Raw genomic sequence first — 18807 nt, 5'->3', positions numbered from 1 at the left:
AGCCGTCAGCTGAGAGCCACCTCACATCGGTGGGTGGCACATACCATCCCCGGGGTGACACGGACGCGCAGTCGGCGGCCCGTCGCGAGGATCTCGACCGAGTCGTCCGCGCGGACGATGCGGCGTACGGGGTGCTCCCAGGTGATCTCCAACGGCTCGCCGGTGCGGGGCGGCTCGCTCACGCAGAGCGTAGCGGTACGGCCCCGGCGGCGGAGCAGCACACTCGCGCCGGCGGAGGCGGCGAGCGGACCCACCGTGCCCGGCTGCCAGAAGTTGGCGGCCGTCAGGCCGAGGGAGGGGACGCGAACCGCCTGGCACGTCCTGTCGTTGGCGAGAACCGACAGCCGGCGGGCGCCCTGCGCGGCCCACGCCGCCACCTCGTGCCGGCCGGCGCCGGGCATGAGCACATAGACGTATGCCGCGTCCGTCGGGTCCGTGCCGTGGTCCAGCCAGAGGGTCTGCCAGCGGCGGGTGCGCCGCTCCGTCGTACTGGCGGTGTTGATGTCGGCCCAGGCGCCGGTGCGGTCCTCGCGCAGGGTGCGCAGATCGCCGTACGGCACCACCCAGCCGCCGTGGCCCTCCAGGTGCGCCCAGCCCGGGCCGCGTACGAAGGCCTGGGTGCCGCCCTCCCCCAGGTTGCGGTTGTCGACGACGGTCTCGACGGGGACTCCGTCGGCGCAGGTGATCCCGGCCCCGAGGCAGATCACGGCGTCCTCGACGCAGAACCACGACTTACGGGCTTCGAGCGTCGATCCCAGGCCCTTCAGGTGCTGCCCGATCGCCGCGTACTCGCCGTCGGTCGCGCCACCGACCCAGCGCGCGTCGGGCTTGGGCTCGCCCCACTCGCCGCCTGCCTTGTCGGGGAGGCGCTTGGTGGAGACGGTCGTACCCGGGAGGCGGTACCAGTCGACGGTCGGCCAGTACCAGTCGGTGTACTGATCGGGCCGGCCACCGAGGCCGCCGGCCCACCAGGAGAGCATCCCGGCGCCGGTGTGCCAGCCGCGCGGGTTCTCGCCGTTGCCGCACTCGTAGTACGCGATGCGGTCGCTGGCCATGGCGACGTTCACGACGAAGCGCGGGCGGCGATGCACCGCCCGGTCCATCGCGGCGAAGAGGTGGTGGCCGGTGGGTTCGGGCGCGGCGGCGACCGGCGATTCGGCGACTGTGTGCAGTCGGGCGAGGTCGGCGACGCCGAACTGACGCGCCGTCAAGATCGGGTGTGCGGCGTCCCGTTCGATCCATCCCTTGATACAGCCGTACCAGCGCTCGCGCTCCGCCGCGCTCGCGCCGCCGGCGAGCAGGGCCATGGCGGCGATGACGCCCTGGCCGTGGAAGTGGTCGCTGCGCAGGACGTGCCGGTCGTCGCTCTTGAGGTAACCGCGGCTGATGGCACGGCCGTTGACGCTGTCCATCATCAAGCCGTCATGGATGAGCGGGGCGTATGCGCGCTCGACGCTGTCGAGGACGATCTGCCTGCCCGGGTCGGTCACCTCCCACTCGGATCCGGCGAGCAGGGCGAAGAGTCGGCCGAGGCCGTCGAGGAGGACCTGGCCGTAGGTGCCGGAGTAGGCGACCCAGGTGTGCTGGACGAACGAGCCGTCGGCGTAGAGGCCGTCGCCCTTCGTGACGTACGGGAAGACCGGGGAGAGCGCGTCGCGGGCGAGCGCGATCTTCGCCGGGGTCCGGCCGAGGATGCCGCGCAGGGCGACGCTGCGGCAGAGGTCGACGCGGTTGGCGCCGGTGGAGGTGCCGGAGTAGTCCGTCAGCATCGCGTCCGGGATGAAGTGGTCGACGGCCGCGCAGGCGGCGGCGATCTGCGCCTCGGTGAGGTGGCCGCACAGGGCGGCCGTGATGTCCATCAGCAGGCGCGGGCTGCCGATCTGCCATTCCCACCAGTTGCCGTAACGGGTGGTGGAGGGGTTGTAGATCGTGGCGGAGAGGTGGTCGAGGCCGCGCAGGATCTCGGCGAGGAGGGCCGGGTCGGCGGTGGAGCCGGTGCCGGGCTGGACGTAGGCCTGGGTCATCGTCCACAGACGGCCGTAGCTGTGGGTGATGCCGGCGGGCGGGTCGTAGGGATGGCCGGGCCACAGGGAGGTGGGGGTGGGGGCCATGGTGGCCCGGAAGCCGCGGGCGAGGGTGCCGGTTTCGGCGAGGCGGGTGGCGTACGGCTCTGCAGCCGGGTCGTAGTCGGCGCCGAGGGCGATGCCGAGCCAGCGCAGGCGGAGGGCGTCGTAGGGGTCGGCCTCGGCGGCTCGGGCGGCGGGAGCGGTCGTGGTGACGGTCGTGGTCGCGGTTGTGGCCAGGAGCGCCGCCGCGAGCAGGACGGCTCGGCGGGTGGGTCTCGTGAGCCCTGTGCGCTGAGAGGTCATGCCTTGGGCATTTACCACCTCAGAGTAACCGCGCCAACACTTTACGGATGATGTTGAATCCTGAACGGAATAGGTCTACGGTCGGTCGCGTTGATGTAGTTCAAGATTCAACATCACGCCTCACGCTTCGAAGGAGCACATCATGGCCAACTCCGACCTGTCCGCGCTGACCGGCGACTACACGATCGACACGGCCCACTCCACGATCGGCTTCACCGTCCGCCACGCCATGGTCACCAACGTCAAGGGCAAGTTCCTCGACTTCACGGGCTCGCTGCACCTGGACGGCAGCGACCCCTACGCGTCCACGGCGTCCATCGACGTCAAGATGGACAGCATCGACACCGGCTCCGCGGACCGCGACGGGCACCTCAAGAGCGCGGACTTCTTCAAGACGGACGAGTTCCCGACGATGACGTTCCGCTCCACCTCGGCGGAGGCCCTCGGTGACGACGACTACCGCATCACCGGCGACCTGACGATCCTCGGCACCACCAAGCCGCTCACCATCGACCTCGAGTTCAACGGCGCCGCGAAGGGCCCCTTCGGCAACGAGCGCGTCGGCTTCGAGGGCAAGGCGCAGATCCTGCGCTCGGAGTGGGGGCTGACCTGGAACGCGGCGCTGGAGACGGGTGGGGTGCTTGTCTCGGACAAGATCAAGCTCATCTTCGACATTTCGGCGATCAGGAACGCGTGAGCCGTCGCCTGTGGGCGGGCGCCGGGCCGGTAGCGTCGGCGCCGCCCCTTCAGTCGACCTGGTGGGCGGTCTCCAGGGGCTTGTAGTCAGGGTCAGCCCAGGAATCCGGCCCCCCTCAGGTCGTAGGAGACAGAGACAACGTCCTCGCCTCCCTCGCCTCCAGCTTCGCGACCGCGGCCGTCACCTGAGCCGCCCGGCTCTCCGGAGTCCGGGCTCGGAGCACACCGAGCATGGCCAGGTACCGGTCCGTCTTTCCGAGCGCGTCGAAGGTGACCTTGGCCCGGGGGTTCCGTTCCAGCGCGGCCGCGAGATCCTCGGGGACTGCGGCGTTCTTCTGCGACTCGTACGCCGCTGCCCACCGCCCGTCCGCCTTCGCGGCCTCCGCCTCTGCGAGGCCGGAGGGGTGCATGCGGCCGGCGGCCGTCAGCTCCTCGACCCGCCGCACGTTGACCACCGACCAGACGCTGCCCGGGCGTCGCGGGGTGATCCGCTGCTGAAAGTACGAGTCGTCGAGCCCCTTGCGCTGACCGGTGATCCAGCCGTGGCACAGGGCGACGTCGTTGACCTCGGCGGCGGTGACGGAGGGGATGCCGGAGCCCTTCTTGGCGACCTTGACCCAGAGGCCGGGGTGCGGGGCGGTGTGGCTGGTCAGCCAGGTGTCGAGGGAAGCGGCAGATTCGAAAGCGAGGGGCTCTGTGCCGTCTGGGGTGGTCATGGCGACACGGTAGGTGGCGAGTAGGTCAGTTTTTGTCCTATAAGGAGTGCCCCGCACAGCCCCCGTCGGCGCCACGCTCGGTCCCTGGCTCGGGGTGCGGCAACCGGGGGCGGCCTCTGATACCGGTCGGTGCTGCGGGTCAGTGCCGTGCTCGTCGCGCTGTCCCTGGTGGTGGCGCGTGGCGGGTGGCGGGTGGCGCGGGGATGGGTGCGCGTCGAAATCGGGAAGCGCGCCGACGTCGTGTTCCGGCATCCTGGTCGGCATGACCACCACCTCCTGGCCGGGTCCCGCCGGTCTTTCCTGGGTCGCCATCACGTCGTACGAAATCGAGAACAGGTCTCCTTACCCCCTGGCCGCCGTGCGCGCTTGACTGCGTGAGCGCGGCCTCGACTGGATGCCGTTCGACGAGGAGGAGCTCCGCCTGGATCGAGCCTGCGGGCCCGGGGGCGACGGGCACTGGCGATCGTGGATCACGGTTCACGTCGACGCCGGTGCCCTGCGGCGGCTCGGGCTGCATCCGGATCAGCCGACCTCCGTCGTCGGCTTCCCCTCCCCGCCGGGCTGGTGGCATGCCGCCGGTGAGCGGTACGCCCGGCTGCGCTCGGCCAAAACGCCCGCGTCCTGAGCGGGCGCCGCCATTGCGTGCCGGCGGCCGGGGGCGCTCACCTCCCACTTCGCCGTGGCCGGAGAGGCGCCCCCGCGGGCGCCCCGCCAGCCTCCGGACGTATCACCGCTCGTCGGCACCGACCAGCGCGCGAACCTCGAACTTCTCGAACACCCCCGGTTCCTGGCGCTTGCTCAGCACCGAGCCGACCCAGCCCAGCAGGAAGCCCGCCGGGATCGAGACGATGCCGGGGTTCTGCAGCGGGAACCAGGCGAAGTCGGAGTGCGGGTAGACCGAGTTCGGGGTGGAGGAGATGATCGGGGAGAACACCACGAGGAGCACCGAGCAGGCCAGGCCGCCGTACAGGCTCAGCAGCGCGCCGCGTGCGGTGAAGCCTCGCCAGAACAGGCTGTAGACGATCGTCGGCAGAATGGCGGACGCTGCGATGGCGAAGGCCAGGAACGCCAGCGTCGCGGTGCTCGTGCCCCAGGACAGCAGGGCCAGCATCATGCCCATGACGCCGATGGCCGCCGCGGAGAGCCGGGCGACGGCTACCTCTTCCGTCTGCGTCGCCTTGCCCTTGCGGATCACTTCGCCGTACAGGTCGTGGGCGATCGAGGAGGCCGCGGCGAGCGTGAGTCCGCCGGCCACTCCGAGCAGCGTGATGAAGGCCAGGCTGGACAGGAGCGCCACGAGTACGCCGCCGCCGAGCTCGTACCCGAGCAGGAGCACCGCCGCATCGCCCCTGGGGTCGAGGTCCGCGATCTGCTCCCGGCCCACGATCGCGGTGGCGCCCAGGCCCAGCACGCCCGCCATCAGACACACGAAGCCGATCAGACCCACGGCCCATACCACCGAGCCGCGCAGGACGCGCGTGGAGCGCGGGGCGAGCAGCCGCATCATGATGTGTGGGAGCGCGGCCAGTCCGAGCACGATGGCCAACTGCAGGCTGAAGAAGTCCAGCTTGTTGGTGGTGGTACCGCCGTATCGCAGGCCGGGGCCGAGGTAGCGGTCGCCCAGGGCGCTGTTGGCGGCGGCGGTCGACAGGAGTTTGTCGATGTTCCAGTTGAAGTGGTGCAGCACCATGACGGCGGTGACTCCCACCCCGGCGACCAGCATCACGGCCTTGACCACCTGGATGACCGTGGCACCCGGCATGCCGCCGATCGCCGCGTACACCACGACTATGGTGCCGATGACCACCACGCACATCGCCCGGGCCGTCCCGCTCGGTGCTCCGATGAACTGCGCCAACAGGGCCACACTGCCGACGAGTTGGGCGACCAGGTACAGGAGGCACACGACCAGGGTGCACAGGGCGAGCGCCAGCCGGACCGAACGCTGTCCCTGCGGCAGCCGCAGCGCCAGGGTGTCGCCCAGCGTGAACTTGCCCGAGTTGCGCAGGGGTTCGGCGATCATCAGCAGCGCCATCATCCAGGCGACCACCGTGCCGCCCAGATAGAGCAGACCGTCGTAGCCGGTCAGCGCGACGATTCCGGTACTGCCCAGCAGTGTCGCGGCCGACAGGTAGTCACCGCACATGGCGAGCCCGTTGCGCAACGGCGACATGTCACGGTCGCCCAGATAGAACTCGCTGATCTCGTCCCGCTGCGGGGCCGTCAGCAGCACCGTGAACAGGGTGACGACGACGACAGTGATGAACAGGATGAGCGTCAGCTGCAGAGTGGCCCGGTCGGTGACACTCGCGGCGTGATGCACCAGTTGACCGGCGGCTTGCGTCACCACGCGCCCCACTGCCTTCCCGTGTGGTTACGGGTCTGCTGTGCCTGCGCCTGGGCCTTCGCCTGTGCCTCGTTCTCGTGCAGTCGGGCCCGCAGGCGGTGCGTGACCGGGTCGACCCGTCGGCGCATGTGCCGGACGTAGAGCCAGATCGTCCCGCCCATGAGGAGGAACTGGCACAGGCCCAGAGCCAGCCCGATCGTCAGGTGGCCGACCAGCGGCTGGTTCATCATGCCGGCGGCGAAACTCGACAGCAGGACGTACACGAGGAATCCACCGACCGAGGCAAGCGTTGCCGCGGTGCCGAAGGTTCGGTATGCGCTGCGCAGCGCATCGAAGTCAGGAGAGCTGTGTATCGGCTCCGGACTTGGGCGCCCAACTCTCGGGGGCGGGGGCGGGGACGGGGGCGGGGGCGGGTGAAAACTGTCGTTCGGCGATGGATATATGGACATAACGCACCTTCTTTGCTGCCTTATGTCGCGCACGTGACCGGCATGAGCGGAGGAACGAGTCACGTTGCGGTCGCGGACCGTGAGGGAGGGGGAAACGGAGTATTGCAGCGGGGCGCTTGAACTATCAACCAGCTTGCGAAACATAAAGATCGGATTTTCGGGTTCCGGTTTACGGCACGCCAGGCCACACCACGCCACGGCGAGATGCGTCATGGCCGGTTTTGGCCACTTGTCGAGGCGCTCGCAGGGTCCACATAATCCAGCCAACACATTTGACCGGCGCATGCCATCAAAATCACGGCTTGGCATGCTCCTGACATTCCAGCGCTCTCCACGTTCGTATGTCCAACCCCCCACGGAAGGCATCACGTTGAAGAAGCTCCTCACCGCGCTCAAGAGATGTGCGGCCCTCGGCGCCGCCGCTCTCGCGATCGTCAGCCTTCAGCCCGTCTCGGCCGCGAATGCCGCCGATTCCCGCGTCGTCGGTGGAACCCGTGCCACGCAGGGCGAGTTCCCGTTCATGGTCCGGCTCTCCATGGGCTGTGGCGGCGCGCTCTACACCCAGCAGATCGTGCTCACCGCCGCGCACTGTGTGAGCGGCTCCGGCAACAACACCAGCATCACGGCCACCGCCGGTGTCGTGGACCTGCAGTCCACCAGCGGGCGTGTCCAGGTCCGCTCCACCAAGGTGCTGCAGGCCCCCGGCTACAACGGCAACGGCAAGGACTGGGCGCTCATCAAGCTCGCCCAGCCCATCAACCTGCCGACGCTGAAGATCGCCACCACCACGCAGTACAACACCGGCACCTTCACCGTCGCCGGCTGGGGCGCGGCCACCGAGGGCGGCAGCCAGCAGCGCTACATGCTCAAGGCCAATGTGCCGTTCGTCAGCGACGCCCAGTGCCGTGCCTACAGCGGCTACAGCGGCCTCATCGCGAGCGAGGAGATCTGCGCCGGCCTTCCCTCCGGCGGCGTCGACACCTGCCAGGGCGACTCCGGTGGCCCGATGTTCCGCCGGGACAGCGCCAACCAGTGGATCCAGGTCGGCATCGTCAGCTGGGGCATAGGCTGCGCCCGGCCGAACGCCCCCGGCGTCTACACCGAGGTCTCGACCTTCGCCTCCGCGATCGCCTCGGCGGCGTCCTCTCTCTGACCTATCGGTTTGCCGGCGTTCCAGTAGTGCGGGCCCGGCGTCTTCGGACGCCGGGCCCGTACCGTGTTCCGCGGCAGGTGGGTGTCAGAAGCCTCCCCCGTCGAAGCCACCCCCACCGAAGTCCCCTCCGCCGAAGCCTCCCCCACCGTCGCCCCCGAAGTCCCCGGTGTCGAAGTCCGCACCGGACACGTCGCCGCCGCCGTAGCCCCCGTCGCCGTAGCCGTACCCCGCGCCGTAGTCGGCCGCGTAGGCCGGCGTGGCCATCATGCTGCCGAGCATCGTGCCGATGAGGAGGCCGGGGAGGAGGCCGCCGCCGAAGTAGCCGCCTGCCCAGGGGCCGTAGGCGGGGCCGGCGTCCCAGTACGGGCGGCGGCCGTACTCCGTGTCCACCTCGCGGATCACGGGGTCGCGGCCTTCGGCGAGGCGGGTGCGGTCGGCCGCGCAGACCGGGACCTCGCGGGCGGTGCCGCCGGGTGGTGTCCAGGTCTCGTCGGCCACTGCCGGGCCGTGGCGTGGGTCGAAGAAGCAGGGTGGCCGGCGTTCGGGCAGCGGCCGGTGCTCCCGGCGGGCGCACAGCTGGGTGAGGCAGAAGCGGCCGTCCTCCAGGGACTGGGTGACGGCCTTGACGTCCTCCGGTTTGCGCGCTGCGTCCATGAGCCGCTTCGCCTGGTCGTAGGAGTCCAGCGCGCGCTCGTAGTCCGCGCGCATCGCGTCGTCGGCACCGGGCTCGGCCGGATGGAAGTCCAGGCGGTCCAGTTCTTCGCCGAAGGCGGTGATGTCCTCGTCGACCACGACCCGCAGCTTCTCCAGCGCCGCCCGCCGCTCCTCCTCGTGGCGCCGCCGGTTGCGCCGGACCAGCGCGTAGGCGCCCGCGCCGCCCGCCGCCAGCACCGCGCCGACGGCGATCAGCCCGCCGGCGTCCACGCCCGTGCCGTCCCCGCCGTCGCTCCAGCTGGCCGGTGCCGTACCGCCCACGTTCTGCAGCGCCGCGTCGACGAAATCGTTCAGCTGGGCCTTGGGATCACCGGCGCCCTGCACCGAGGTGACCAGGTTGTCCACGCCTTGCCGGGACAGGACGGAGGCGTCGGCCGCCGCGTCGAAGCGATCATCGACGCGGACGCCGTACAGGCCCGTGACACCGGTCTCGGTACGGAGGTTCAGGAGGAGGTTCTGCGTCGGCTGGTCGGCCGGGAGAACGGCGACGAAGACGGGCTTGTCGGCGTCCTCGATCTTGTCGGCGAGCGCTTCTGCGTCAGCCGACGACAGCAGGTCCGAGGCGGCGGGGTCCACGTAGACGGGGCCCTCGCGCAACTGCTCGGCAACCTTCGAGAGGTCCGTGGCCGCGTGCGCGCCGGGGGCACCGGTCATGAGCACCGCGAACGTCGCGGCGACCGGCACCACAGCTGCGCGCATGAGGCCCCGGAACAGCGGAGTCCTCATACTTCGACGCTACCCGATGGGGCACGAGAACGGGCATCTCTCCCGGTACGGACCTGCCCCACCGGAAGAGATGCCCTGTACAGCTCAGGCCGCTCTGTACGCCGCCGTCAGCTTCCGCACCGCCGCCCCGTACCGGCCCGTCAGCAGCAGATGGTCGGCCTCGGCGAAGGGCCCGGCCACCGCCTCGGTGATCCCCCTGCCGGCCGCCCTGTGCTGGACGAGCAGCCGGGCCTTGGTGACGAGCGCGCGCCCCGCCTCTTCGGCCCCGGCCCGCTCGGCGGCCGCGGCCGCGATGCCGAGCGCCCGCAGGGTCGCGGCGCCGCCGCCCGGCACCTCGGTCAGCGTGGTCAGGCCCCAGCCGTAGGGGAACCTCGGGTCGTACGACGTGTCCCCGACGTTGATCGGCAGCTGCGCCTCGCTCTTCGGCCAGGTGACGGGCAGCTGCCCGGTGAAGGGCCGCTTGCCGTGGAGGACGTCCGCCACGCCGTCGCCCTCGGTGCCGGGCAGCCAGGAGGCGACCAGCGCGTCGATCCCGGCCAGGCTCTCGTCGTCGATCAGCTGCGGGCGCCCGGCTACGATCAGCACCGCGCACTTCATCGCGGCGCACACCTTGTCGACGGCTGCCCGGTCGGCGGGGCTCAGCCGAAGGTCGTGGCCGTTGCCGACATCGCCGACGCCCTCGGCGTACGGGGTCTCGCCGACGACGACCACGCCGACGTCATGGCCGTCCGTCGGGGCCGAGGCGTCCTTGGAGTACGTCAGCGCCGCGCTGTTCTTCCGCATCGCCTCCAGGATCGTCGTACCGGGCGTGACGTCCCCGGACGCGCCCTGCCAGGTGACCGTCCAGCCGCCGCTCTGGTTGCCGATGTCGTCGGCGTTGGATCCGGCGACGTAGACCTTCTGTGATCTCCTCAGCGGCAGGAGCCCGGCGGAGTTCTTCAGCAGCACCTGCGACTCGGCCGCCGCCCGCCGGGCCACGGCCCGGTGCTCGGCGGATCCGATCCGCGCGGCCCCGCTGGTGTCGGCGTACGGCTTCTCGAAGAGGCCGAGCCGGAACTTCTGGGTGAGGATGCGGGACACGGCGTCGTCGATCCGCCGCTCACTGATCCGGCCGGCCTTCACCTCGTCGACCAGCGTCGCGCGGAAGTCCTTGTACGCGTACGGCACCATGATCATGTCGAGGCCCGCGTTGACCGACGTCCGGACGTCGGAGGCGTAGTCGCCGGGGATCTGGTCGATGGCCTGCCAGTCGCTGATCACGAAGCCGTCGAAGCCCATACGGTCCTTGAGGACGCCGTTGATCATGTCGGCGCGGGCGTGCATCTTCACCGGGCCCTGGCCGTCGCCGACGAGGTCCAGGGAGGAGTACGACGGCATGACCGTGCCGACACCGCGGTCGACGGCGGTCTCGTACGGGGCGAGATGGACGGCCTCCAGCTGCTGCCGGGTGACCTTGGTGACGCCCTGGTCGATGGTGTACGTGCCGGTGGTGGAGGAGCCGTACTCGGTGCCGCCGTCGCCGACGAAGTGCTTGGCGGTGGCGAGAACCTTGTCGTTCCGGTTCAGGTCGCGTCCGTCGGGCCTGCCCTGGAGGCCCTGGATGACGGTCTCCATGGCATCGACGAGGGCCGGGTCCTCGCCGAAGGACTCGTAGGTCCGTCCCCACCGGTCGTCCCGGGCCACGCACAGACAGGGCGCGAAGTCCCAGGGGATACCGGTGGCCCGCGTCTCGGCCGCCGTGACCGCGCCGGCCTTGTACGCCAGGCCCGGATCTCTGGACGCCCCGAGTCCGATGTTGTGCGGCATGATCGTCGCGCCGGTCAGGTTGTTGTGGCCGTGCACCGCGTCGACACCGTAGATCAGCGGGATCTGGAACCGGGTCACCCGGGCCCGGAGCTGGAAGCCGTCGATCATCTTCGCCCAGGCCTCGGCGGTGTTGGGCGTCGGCGTGGAACCGCCGCCGGAGAGGAGCGAGCCGAGGGCGTACGTGGCGATGTCACCGGACGCGGTGAGGGCGCCGCGCTCGGCCTGGGTCATCTGGCCGGCCTTCTCCTGAAGGGAGAGGCGTGCGAGGAGGTCGGCGACGCGCTTGCGCACCGGCAACCTGCTGTCCAGATACGGCAGTCCGTGCGCGTCGACGACGATCTGCGGGGTCTCGGCCGGAGGCCTGGCGCCGGTGACGGTCAGCTTCAGCGGGATCGTCTCCGCCGGCTCGGCGGACCTGTCCTTGAGGGTGGGGACGCGGATCTCGCGGGTGGTGCCGGAGGCCGTGCCGGCCGGGAAGGTGACGGTTCCGGTGACCGGGGTGTAGTCCCTGCCCGGGTCGGCGGTGCCGCCCGTTGTCTCGTAGCTGACGGTGACGGGTTCGTCTAGGGGAGTGGAGCCCGTGGTGGCGACGGTGAGCTTCGCGGTCGCCGCAGCGCCCTCGTCGGTGGGGTGGACGGGGGAGTCGGTGCGGACGGAGGCCTTCAGGGACTGGTCGGCCTTGCCGTACAACTCGACGCCGTCCATGGCGAATCGGGCCCTGATCCCGACCGGGAGGGTGACGGCGTAGCCCCAGGTCTCGGTGAGGCCGAGGATGTGGTCGATGCCGCCGACGGGCTGGTAGTCCGTGCGGTAGGTGAAGTCGGTGAAGGGCAGCTCGATCTGTTTCCAGCCGGTGAAGTCGTCGGTGAAGGAGGTCGTCCACAGCTCGGAGGCCTCGCCGTTGGCACCGCCGTCCCTGAGTTCGAAGGCGATCTTCTTGCCGTTGTTCTGACCGTCCCACCACAGGCGGATGCCCTTGTGGGCGGACCAGTCGTGGGCGGGCTCGGCGAAGGCGAAGCCGTGGGTGAAGCCGCCGTAGCCGCTGATGTCGTACGTGCCGGCGAGCACCTTCTCGCCCTCGGGCGCGTCGTCGCGGGCGGTGAGCTGCAGGGCGGGCGGGTCGTCGTTGTCGCTGCCCCAGGTGAAGACGCCCTCGGCGGGCGGGCTAGCGAAGGGCACCTCGCCCTCGAAGCGGTCGACGGGGACCGGGGCGGGGTCGTCGGCGCCCGATGCGGGGGCGGCGGCGGTGAGCGGGAGCAGGGCGGTGAGGAGCGCGGCGGAGGCGAGCAGGGCGGTTCTGCGCATGGAACGTCCCTCGGCTCTCAGAGTCAACACATGACTTAGATCACGCCGTGAGTTAACTAATGGTGCCGAAGGGCGTCAAGACTTCACATCAGGACAGGGGCACACTCAACTCCTGGCCAGGTCAGTGGTGTTGTTTCTTCAGGTACGGCTCAGGCGTACGGCTGGCCGACCCCCAGCAGGTTGCCCTCGCTGCGGAACCCGGGCACGTCGACCTCCTCGAACTCCACGCCGCGCCGCCTGAGTTCCGCCACGACCGCCTCGACGTCCTCGACCTGCCGGCCCATCTGGGTGAAGGTGCCGGGGGAGGCGCCGGTCGACCGGTACACGGCGAACTCCGTGTCCCCGCACCGGTACAGCAGCCCGCCCGGCCGTTCGTCGACCGGCTCCAGGCCGAGCTTCTCGGAGTAGAAACGCCGCGCCCGCTCCATGTCCTGGGCGGGCAGGCGGGTCGCCACACTCCCCCGGGCCAACAGGTTCCTGTCGTCGGTGTCCATGTCGTCCATGGCTCAACTGTGCCGTGGACGACGGGCCCGGGGGCAGATGCGAGGTCCGTTCGGCCTACTCGGCCGGCGCCACCCCGGCCCGCAGCAACCCGTACGTGTACGCGTCCTCCAGGGCCTGCCAGGACGCCGCGATGACGTTCTCGGCGACGCCGACCGTCGACCACTCCCCCGCCCCGTCGGACGTGGAGATCAGGACGCGGGTCGTGGACTGGGTGCCGTGGACGCCCTCCAGGATGCGGACCTTGTAGTCGACGAGGTCCAGCTTGGCGAGCTGGGGGTAGATCTTCTCCAGGGCCACGCGCAGCGCGCGGTCGAGGGCGTTGACCGGGCCATTGCCCTCGGCCGTGGCGACGATGCGCTCGCCCTTGGCGAAGAGCTTGACCGTGGCCTCGTTGGCGTGGATGCCGTCGGGGCGGTCCTCGACGATCGCGCGCCAGGACTCGACGTCGAAGTACTTCAGGGGCTTGCCCTCGACCTCGGCGCGCAGGAGGAGTTCGAAGCTCGCGTCCGCCGCCTCGTACGTGTAGCCCTTGAGCTCGCGCTCCTTGACCCGCTCGACCACCCGGCCGACCAGCTCGCGGTCGCCGCCGAGGTCGATGCCGAGCTCCTTGCCCTTGAGCTCGATCGAGGCGCGGCCCGCCATGTCGGAGACCAGCATCCGCATGGTGTTGCCGACCTGCTCGGGGTCGATGTGCTGGTACAGGTCCGGGTCGACCTTGATCGCGGAGGCGTGCAGGCCGGCCTTGTGCGCGAAGGCGGAGACGCCGACGTACGGCTGGTGCGTGGAGGGGGTGAGGTTGACGACCTCGGCGATGGCGTGGGAGATGCGGGTCATCTCGCGCAGGTGGCCGTCGGGGAGGACCTTCTTGCCGTACTTCAGCTCCAGGGCCGCCACCACCGGGAACAGGTTGGCGTTGCCGACGCGCTCGCCGTAGCCGTTGGCCGTGCACTGTACGTGGGTCGCGCCGGCGTCGACCGCGGCGAGGGTGTTGGCGACCGCGCAGCCGGTGTCGTCCTGGGCGTGGATGCCGAGGCGTGCGCCCGTGTCGGCGAGGACGGTGGAGACGACCGCCTGGACCTGCGCGGGGAGCATGCCGCCGTTGGTGTCGCAGAGGATGACGACGTCGGCGCCGGCCTCCGAGGCCGTACGGACGACGGATTTCGCGTACTCGGGGTTGGCGCGGTAGCCGTCGAAGAAGTGCTCGCAGTCGACGAAGACGCGGCGGCCCTGCTCGCGCAGGTACGACACCGTGTCGCGGACCATCTCCAGGTTCTCGTCGAGCGTGGTGCGCAGGGCGAGCTCGACGTGCCGGTCGTGGGACTTCGCGACCAGGGTGATCACCGGGGCGCCGGACTCCAGGAGGGCCTTGACCTGCGGGTCCTCGCTCGCCTTGCCGCCCGCGCGACGGGTCGCGCCGAACGCGACCAACTGGGCGTGCTTGAAGTCGATCTCCTGCTGGGCGCGCGCGAAGAACTCGGTGTCCCTGGGGTTGGCGCCGGGCCAGCCGCCCTCGATGAAGCTCACCCCGAAGTCGTCCAGGTGACGGGCGATGGCCAGCTTGTCGGCGACAGTGAGGTTGATGCCCTCCCGCTGGGCGCCGTCGCGCAGGGTGGTGTCGAAGACGTGGAACGAGTCGTCGAGTTCGCTGGTTACCGTCATGGTCGTAAGGCTCCTGTGTTGGATCTCGGTCTACCGGAATGACCGGCTCCACCGCCCCCACCTATGGTCCCTCACGCTCTCCGCCCGGCTGCGGGTGGGCCGGGAAACAGAAAAACCCCTCGCGGGTGCGAGAGGTCTGCGCGCGGGTCGAGGACGACGGTGTCCACCCGTACCTGGTCGTACGTGGTGGTCACTGCGGACCGGCGCGCCTGCTGCCAATAATCATGGCGAACGAGAGCACGGCGGCAGTCTGGCACAAGTCGCCCCCGTGCTCACCGTCCGTCTCAGGATGCGAACACTGTGCTGATCACGATTCCCCCTGTGCTCCGTGTGTTCCGTGTGCTCCGTCTGCTTCTCGTGGTCACTTCAGTCGCCGAACGAACCCGTCGGTCACGCCGTTGGTGTCGCCGGTGACCAGCTGGGCGGAGCCGGAGCCGAGGCCGAGAAGCTTGTCGCCGCCGCCGAACGAGGTGGCGTAGACGCTGTCGTCGGCGACGGGGCCGCCGGTCACCGACTCACTGGCGAGGCTGGAGGTGCCGGTGCGCAGATCCCGTACGTAGATGTTGTCCTGGCCCTGCGCGGCCCTGAATCCGTAGGCGACGTAACGGCCGTTGCCGCTGATCTCGGGGCCGGTGATGACCGCGGGCTCTCCCGTGCCGTCGTGGACGATGCCGCGGGTGGTGCCGGTCCGCAGGTCGCGCACATAGGTGCTGGTGTTGACCGCGGTGCCGTCCGGGAGCAGGTCGTCGCCCCGGTAGGTGAAGGCGACGTGGCGGCCGTCCGCCGAGATCGAGGGGTCCAGGCCGGAGCGCTGGGCGGGCGTGCCCTGCGGTGTGACGTCGACCTGCTTCTCGGTGCCGGTGCGGCGGTCGTGCACCAGCATCGCGCCGCCCCCGCCGCGCGGGCCGAACTGCTCGTAGACCACGTACCGGCCGTCCGCGCTCATGTCCAGGTGGTACGAGCCGCGGTCCGCGTGGTCGCGGTTGGTGATCCGCTCGACTGCGCCGGTGCGGCGGTCGGTGACGTACACGGCCGGGTAGATGACCGTCTGACCGCTCTCCATCTGCTTCGGCCGGGCATTGAACGCGACGTACCGGCCGTCGTCGGAGATCGCGGCGGCGCCGTGCGCGTAGGCGGAGGCGCCGGTGGGTGTCGTGCCGACCCGGTCGGTGCGGTGGGTCACCCGGTCGTGGACGTACACGTCCTTGGCCCAGTACTCCTTCGGCTCCGGCCAGTCGGTGAGGTTGTCGGCGGTCGAGACGAGCACGACATAGCGGCCGCCCGCGCTGATGGCCGCGGGCTCGGTGCCGCCGTCGACCTGGGTGCCGTCGGACGTGACGCTGACCCGCTCCACCCGGCCCGTGCGCAGGTCGCGTACGAAGCCGTCCTCCACGCCGTTCGTGTCGCCGGGCACGAGGTTCGGCGCGTGGGAGGAGAACGCGGCGTAGCGGCCGTTCGCGCTCAGGTAGGGCCCTGCGGAGTGGTCCGCGCCCTGCTCTCCCGTGCCGGACACGGTGATCCGCTCGGTGGACGGGACTCGGGGCGCGGCGCTCGCCGACGTTCCCGTCAGGGCCACCGTGGCGGCGACGAGGGCGGTGGCGAGCGCGGTGCGTGTGCTGACGTACAAGATCTGTTCCCCCTGTTGTGGTGCTGCTTGTCGGTCTCGGTTGTCGGTTGTCGGTTGCCGGTTGCCGGTCAGTGGATGTGGTCGATGAACACGTCCGACGCCCCGTTGGTGTCGTCCGGGACCAGGTCGTCGGCCGTGGAGCTGAAGACGGCGGAACGGCCGTTGCGGGTGACCGCGCCCGGGAGGGCCGTACCGGCCGCGGCCACCGCCCGCTCCCTGCCGGTGTTCAGGTCGCGCAGCGTCAGGGCGCCGGGTGCGCCGATCGGCTCGGTGCGGGCGGTGCGCAGGTCGTGGGCGTGCGGCTGCGGAGTGCCGTCGGCGGACCGGCCGTTGTACAGCACTCGCCGGCCGTCCACGACGAGCGGGAGGAGCCTGGGCGCGCTGAGGGCGGGGCCGTCGGCGAGGAGCCGGGTCTCACCCGAGTCGCGGTCCTTGACGTGGATGCGGTGGGTCACGCCTTGCCCGGTGCGCGCGAACACGGCGTACGCCACCGTACGGCCGTGCGCGCCGATCGCGGCCTCCCCGATCTGCCCGTCGGCCGGGAGCGCGATCTGCTCGTCGGTGCCGGTGGACAGGTCGCGGACGTACAGGGCCTGCAACCCGTGCCGACTGCCGATGCCGTACGCCACGTACCGGCCGCCGGCGCTGATCGCCTCGGCATGGCCCAACTCGTAGAAGCCGTCGGGCGGCTGGGCGGGCCACAGCTGCACGGTCTCGCCGGTCACACGGTCGTAGACGTACGGCTCCCCGTGGCGGTTGCCGTTGGTGTACGCGACGCGGCGGCCGTCGGCGCTGATCATCGCGCTCCCGGTGTACTGGAGGTCCTCGGGCACCTGGGTGAGCGTGCCGGTGCGCAGGTCCTTGACGTACAGGCGGGTGTGGTAGCCGCCCGTGGGGTCGGCGGAGGTGAAGGCGGCGTAGCGGCCGTTCGCGCTGAAGCCTCTGGGCTACGGACATGTTCCCCCCTGGTCCCCGTTGGCGCTTTCCCCCGGCCCCGCGCCGAGGGCTCTCCACGAGGCAAACGCACCACCGGCCACGGGGTCAATCGGCCTTATTGCGTACAACCCGGGCGGAAGGTCAGGCGTCCGCGAGGAGGCTCTCGTCCAGGAACTCCCGTACGTGGCCGAGAATCTGCGCTCGGTCGGTCCCCCGCAGCCCGATCGCCACATGGATGGAGAACCCGTCGAGCAGCGCCCGCAGCCGGGCGGCGAAACGGTCCGGGTCGACCGGCCGGAACTCGCCCCTCGACACGCCCTCCGCCAGCAGCGCCACCAGATCGCGGTGCCAGGCGCCCTCGATCGCGGCCTGGCGGTCGCGGGCGTCGTCGTCGGCGTTCTGCGAGCGGTTCCAGACCTCCAGCCACAGCGTCCAGTGCGGGTCGCGGTGGCCGTCGGGGACGTACAGGTCGACGTAGGCGTCGATCCGCTCCCGGACCGTCGCGGACGCCCGCGTCAGCAGTCGGCCGCGCTCGGCGCCCAGCCGGCCCTCGCTCCACTCCAGGGTCTGGAGCAGCAGTTCGTCCTTGGAGTGGAAGTAGTAGAGGAGATGGCCGCTGCTCATCCCGACCGCACGGCCGAGCGCCGCCATGGTGAGCTTCTCCAGACCGCGCTCGGCGATCATCTCCATGGCGGCGACGAGGACCTCGTCGCGGGGCGGCGCCTGCCTGCGCCCACCGGCCATCTGCGGCTCCTAGATCTTCGGCTGCTGTTGCGTGATGCAGTGGATGCCTCCACCACCCGCGAAGATCGTACGGGCGTCGACCAGGGTCACCGTCCGCTCGGGGAACAGCCGGCGGAAGATGCCGGCCGCGAGCTCGTCGCGCGGGTCGTCGAAGCCGCACAGCACCACGCCGCCGTTGCAGAGGTAGTGGTTGATGTAGGAGTAGTCGACCCAGTGTCCGTCGGCCTCCAGGACGGTCGGCGCGGGGACCTCCACCACTTCCAGACGGCGGCCGCGCGCGTCCGTGGCCGATTTCAGGATGCCGATGACCTCCTTGGTCACCTCGTGGTCGGGGTGGGCCGGGTCCGGCTGGTGGTGGGCCACGACGACACCGGGGCGGGCGAAGGCGGCGACGATGTCGACATGGCCGAGGGTGCCGAAGCCGTACGGCGGGTAGTCGCCGGTCAGGCCGCGCGGCAGCCAGATCGCCTTGCGGGTCCCGAGGTGCGCGTGGATCTCGGCCTCGGCCTGCTCGCGGGTCCAGTCGGGGTTCCGCTCCGGGCCGAGCTGGACCGTCTCCGTGAGCAGGACGGTGCCCTCGCCGTCCACATGGATCGCACCGCCTTCGTTCACGAGTTTCGAGGCGTACGTCTTTGTCGACCCGGCGAGGTCGGAGACATACGCGGCGATCTTCGCGTCGTGTTCCCAGCGGGCCCAGTCCTGTGCGCCCCAGCCGTTGAACGTCCACTCCACGGCGGCGAGTTCACCCTTCCCGTCGGTCAGGAAGGTCGGCCCGATGTCGCGCATCCACGCGTCGTCCAGATCCCGCTCGACGGTGTCGATGTCCGGGCCCAGGAGAGCGGCGGCCGCCCTGGCCTGCCCCGGCCCGCACACCACCGTCACCGGCTCGAAGCGGCGGACCGCACGGGCCACGGAGGCCCAGGCGATGCGTGCGGCGGCGAGGCCCTCGGGGTCGTCGAAGGTCGGGTTCGGGCCCGGCCACGCCATCCAGGTGCGCTCGTGCGGGGTCCACTCGGCGGGCATACGGAAGCCGTCGGCGGCGGGGGTGGTCATAGC

The 18807-nt window shown here is 70.6% G+C and carries 15 protein-coding genes; 3 read left to right on the top strand and 12 right to left on the bottom strand.

Annotated features, from left to right (window positions below; translation table 11 throughout):
- Nucleotides 1-5 precede the first annotated feature (5 nt).
- Nucleotides 6-2369, bottom strand: a complete 2364-nt coding sequence (locus ADL12_RS33285) for a polysaccharide lyase 8 family protein (protein WP_062709018.1) — start codon at nucleotides 2367-2369, stop codon at nucleotides 6-8.
- A 142-nt stretch (nucleotides 2370-2511) separates the two neighbouring features.
- Here ADL12_RS33285 and ADL12_RS33280 point away from each other — a divergent pair, with 142 nt between their 5' ends.
- On the top strand, nucleotides 2512-3066 hold the full coding sequence (locus ADL12_RS33280) for a YceI family protein (protein ID WP_062709015.1): 555 nt from the start codon (nucleotides 2512-2514) through the stop codon (nucleotides 3064-3066).
- Between the two features lie 115 nt (nucleotides 3067-3181).
- Here the strand turns inward: ADL12_RS33280 and ADL12_RS33275 are convergent, their stop codons facing one another.
- On the bottom strand, nucleotides 3182-3781 hold the full coding sequence (locus tag ADL12_RS33275) for a YdeI/OmpD-associated family protein (protein ID WP_062709012.1): 600 nt from the start codon (nucleotides 3779-3781) through the stop codon (nucleotides 3182-3184).
- 394 nt (nucleotides 3782-4175) lie between these two features.
- On the opposite strand from ADL12_RS33275, the gene ADL12_RS33270 reads away from it, so the two are divergent.
- On the top strand, nucleotides 4176-4406 hold the full coding sequence (locus ADL12_RS33270) for a hypothetical protein (RefSeq protein WP_062709009.1): 231 nt from the start codon (nucleotides 4176-4178) through the stop codon (nucleotides 4404-4406).
- 102 nt (nucleotides 4407-4508) lie between these two features.
- Here ADL12_RS33270 and ADL12_RS33265 read toward each other — a convergent pair whose 3' ends face one another.
- Complete coding sequence (locus ADL12_RS33265) at nucleotides 4509-6107, bottom strand: solute symporter family protein (protein ID WP_062709259.1); 1599 nt, start codon at nucleotides 6105-6107, stop codon at nucleotides 4509-4511.
- A 17-nt stretch (nucleotides 6108-6124) separates the two neighbouring features.
- Nucleotides 6125-6454, bottom strand: coding sequence for a DUF485 domain-containing protein (locus ADL12_RS51300; RefSeq protein WP_244188148.1), 330 nt, complete (start codon nucleotides 6452-6454; stop codon nucleotides 6125-6127).
- 493 nt (nucleotides 6455-6947) lie between these two features.
- Between ADL12_RS51300 and ADL12_RS33255 the strand changes: the two genes are divergently transcribed.
- The gene (locus ADL12_RS33255) at nucleotides 6948-7730 is read left to right on the top strand and encodes a S1 family peptidase (RefSeq protein WP_062709005.1); all 783 of its coding nucleotides are present in this window, start codon (nucleotides 6948-6950) and stop codon (nucleotides 7728-7730) included.
- 84 nt (nucleotides 7731-7814) lie between these two features.
- On the opposite strand, the gene ADL12_RS33250 is transcribed toward ADL12_RS33255, so the two are convergent.
- From ADL12_RS33250 to ADL12_RS33215, 8 genes are all read right to left on the bottom strand, one after another.
- Nucleotides 7815-9170, bottom strand: a complete 1356-nt coding sequence (locus ADL12_RS33250) for a hypothetical protein (protein ID WP_062709002.1) — start codon at nucleotides 9168-9170, stop codon at nucleotides 7815-7817.
- Between the two features lie 84 nt (nucleotides 9171-9254).
- Nucleotides 9255-12281 (bottom strand): glycoside hydrolase family 3 protein, encoded by a 3027-nt coding sequence (locus ADL12_RS33245; protein WP_062708999.1) that lies wholly within the window; start codon nucleotides 12279-12281, stop codon nucleotides 9255-9257.
- A gap of 149 nt (nucleotides 12282-12430) precedes the next feature.
- Nucleotides 12431-12775, bottom strand: coding sequence for a VOC family protein (locus tag ADL12_RS33240; RefSeq protein WP_079052421.1), 345 nt, complete (start codon nucleotides 12773-12775; stop codon nucleotides 12431-12433).
- Nucleotides 12776-12839: 64 nt separating this feature from the next.
- Nucleotides 12840-14444 carry a citramalate synthase gene (gene cimA / locus ADL12_RS33235; RefSeq protein ID WP_062708996.1) on the bottom strand — a complete coding sequence of 535 codons (1605 nt, stop codon included), beginning with the start codon at nucleotides 14442-14444 and terminating at the stop codon, nucleotides 12840-12842.
- Between the two features lie 361 nt (nucleotides 14445-14805).
- A complete protein-coding gene (locus ADL12_RS33230) occupies nucleotides 14806-16071 on the bottom strand; it encodes a TolB family protein (protein ID WP_062708994.1) in 1266 nt (421 codons plus the stop codon).
- A gap of 68 nt (nucleotides 16072-16139) precedes the next feature.
- A complete protein-coding gene (locus tag ADL12_RS33225) occupies nucleotides 16140-16904 on the bottom strand; it encodes a TolB family protein (RefSeq protein ID WP_062708993.1) in 765 nt (254 codons plus the stop codon).
- A gap of 244 nt (nucleotides 16905-17148) precedes the next feature.
- The gene (locus tag ADL12_RS33220) at nucleotides 17149-17751 is read right to left on the bottom strand and encodes a TetR/AcrR family transcriptional regulator (protein ID WP_062708991.1); all 603 of its coding nucleotides are present in this window, start codon (nucleotides 17749-17751) and stop codon (nucleotides 17149-17151) included.
- A 9-nt stretch (nucleotides 17752-17760) separates the two neighbouring features.
- Entirely contained in the window at nucleotides 17761-18804 is a 1044-nt protein-coding gene (locus tag ADL12_RS33215; protein ID WP_062708989.1) for an agmatine deiminase family protein, read from the bottom strand.
- Nucleotides 18805-18807: the final 3 nt, after the last annotated feature.

The organism is Streptomyces regalis, assembly GCF_001509475.1.
Taxonomy (GTDB): Bacteria; Actinomycetota; Actinomycetes; order Streptomycetales; family Streptomycetaceae; genus Streptomyces; species Streptomyces regalis.
This window is presented reverse-complemented; position numbering and strand designations above follow the sequence as displayed.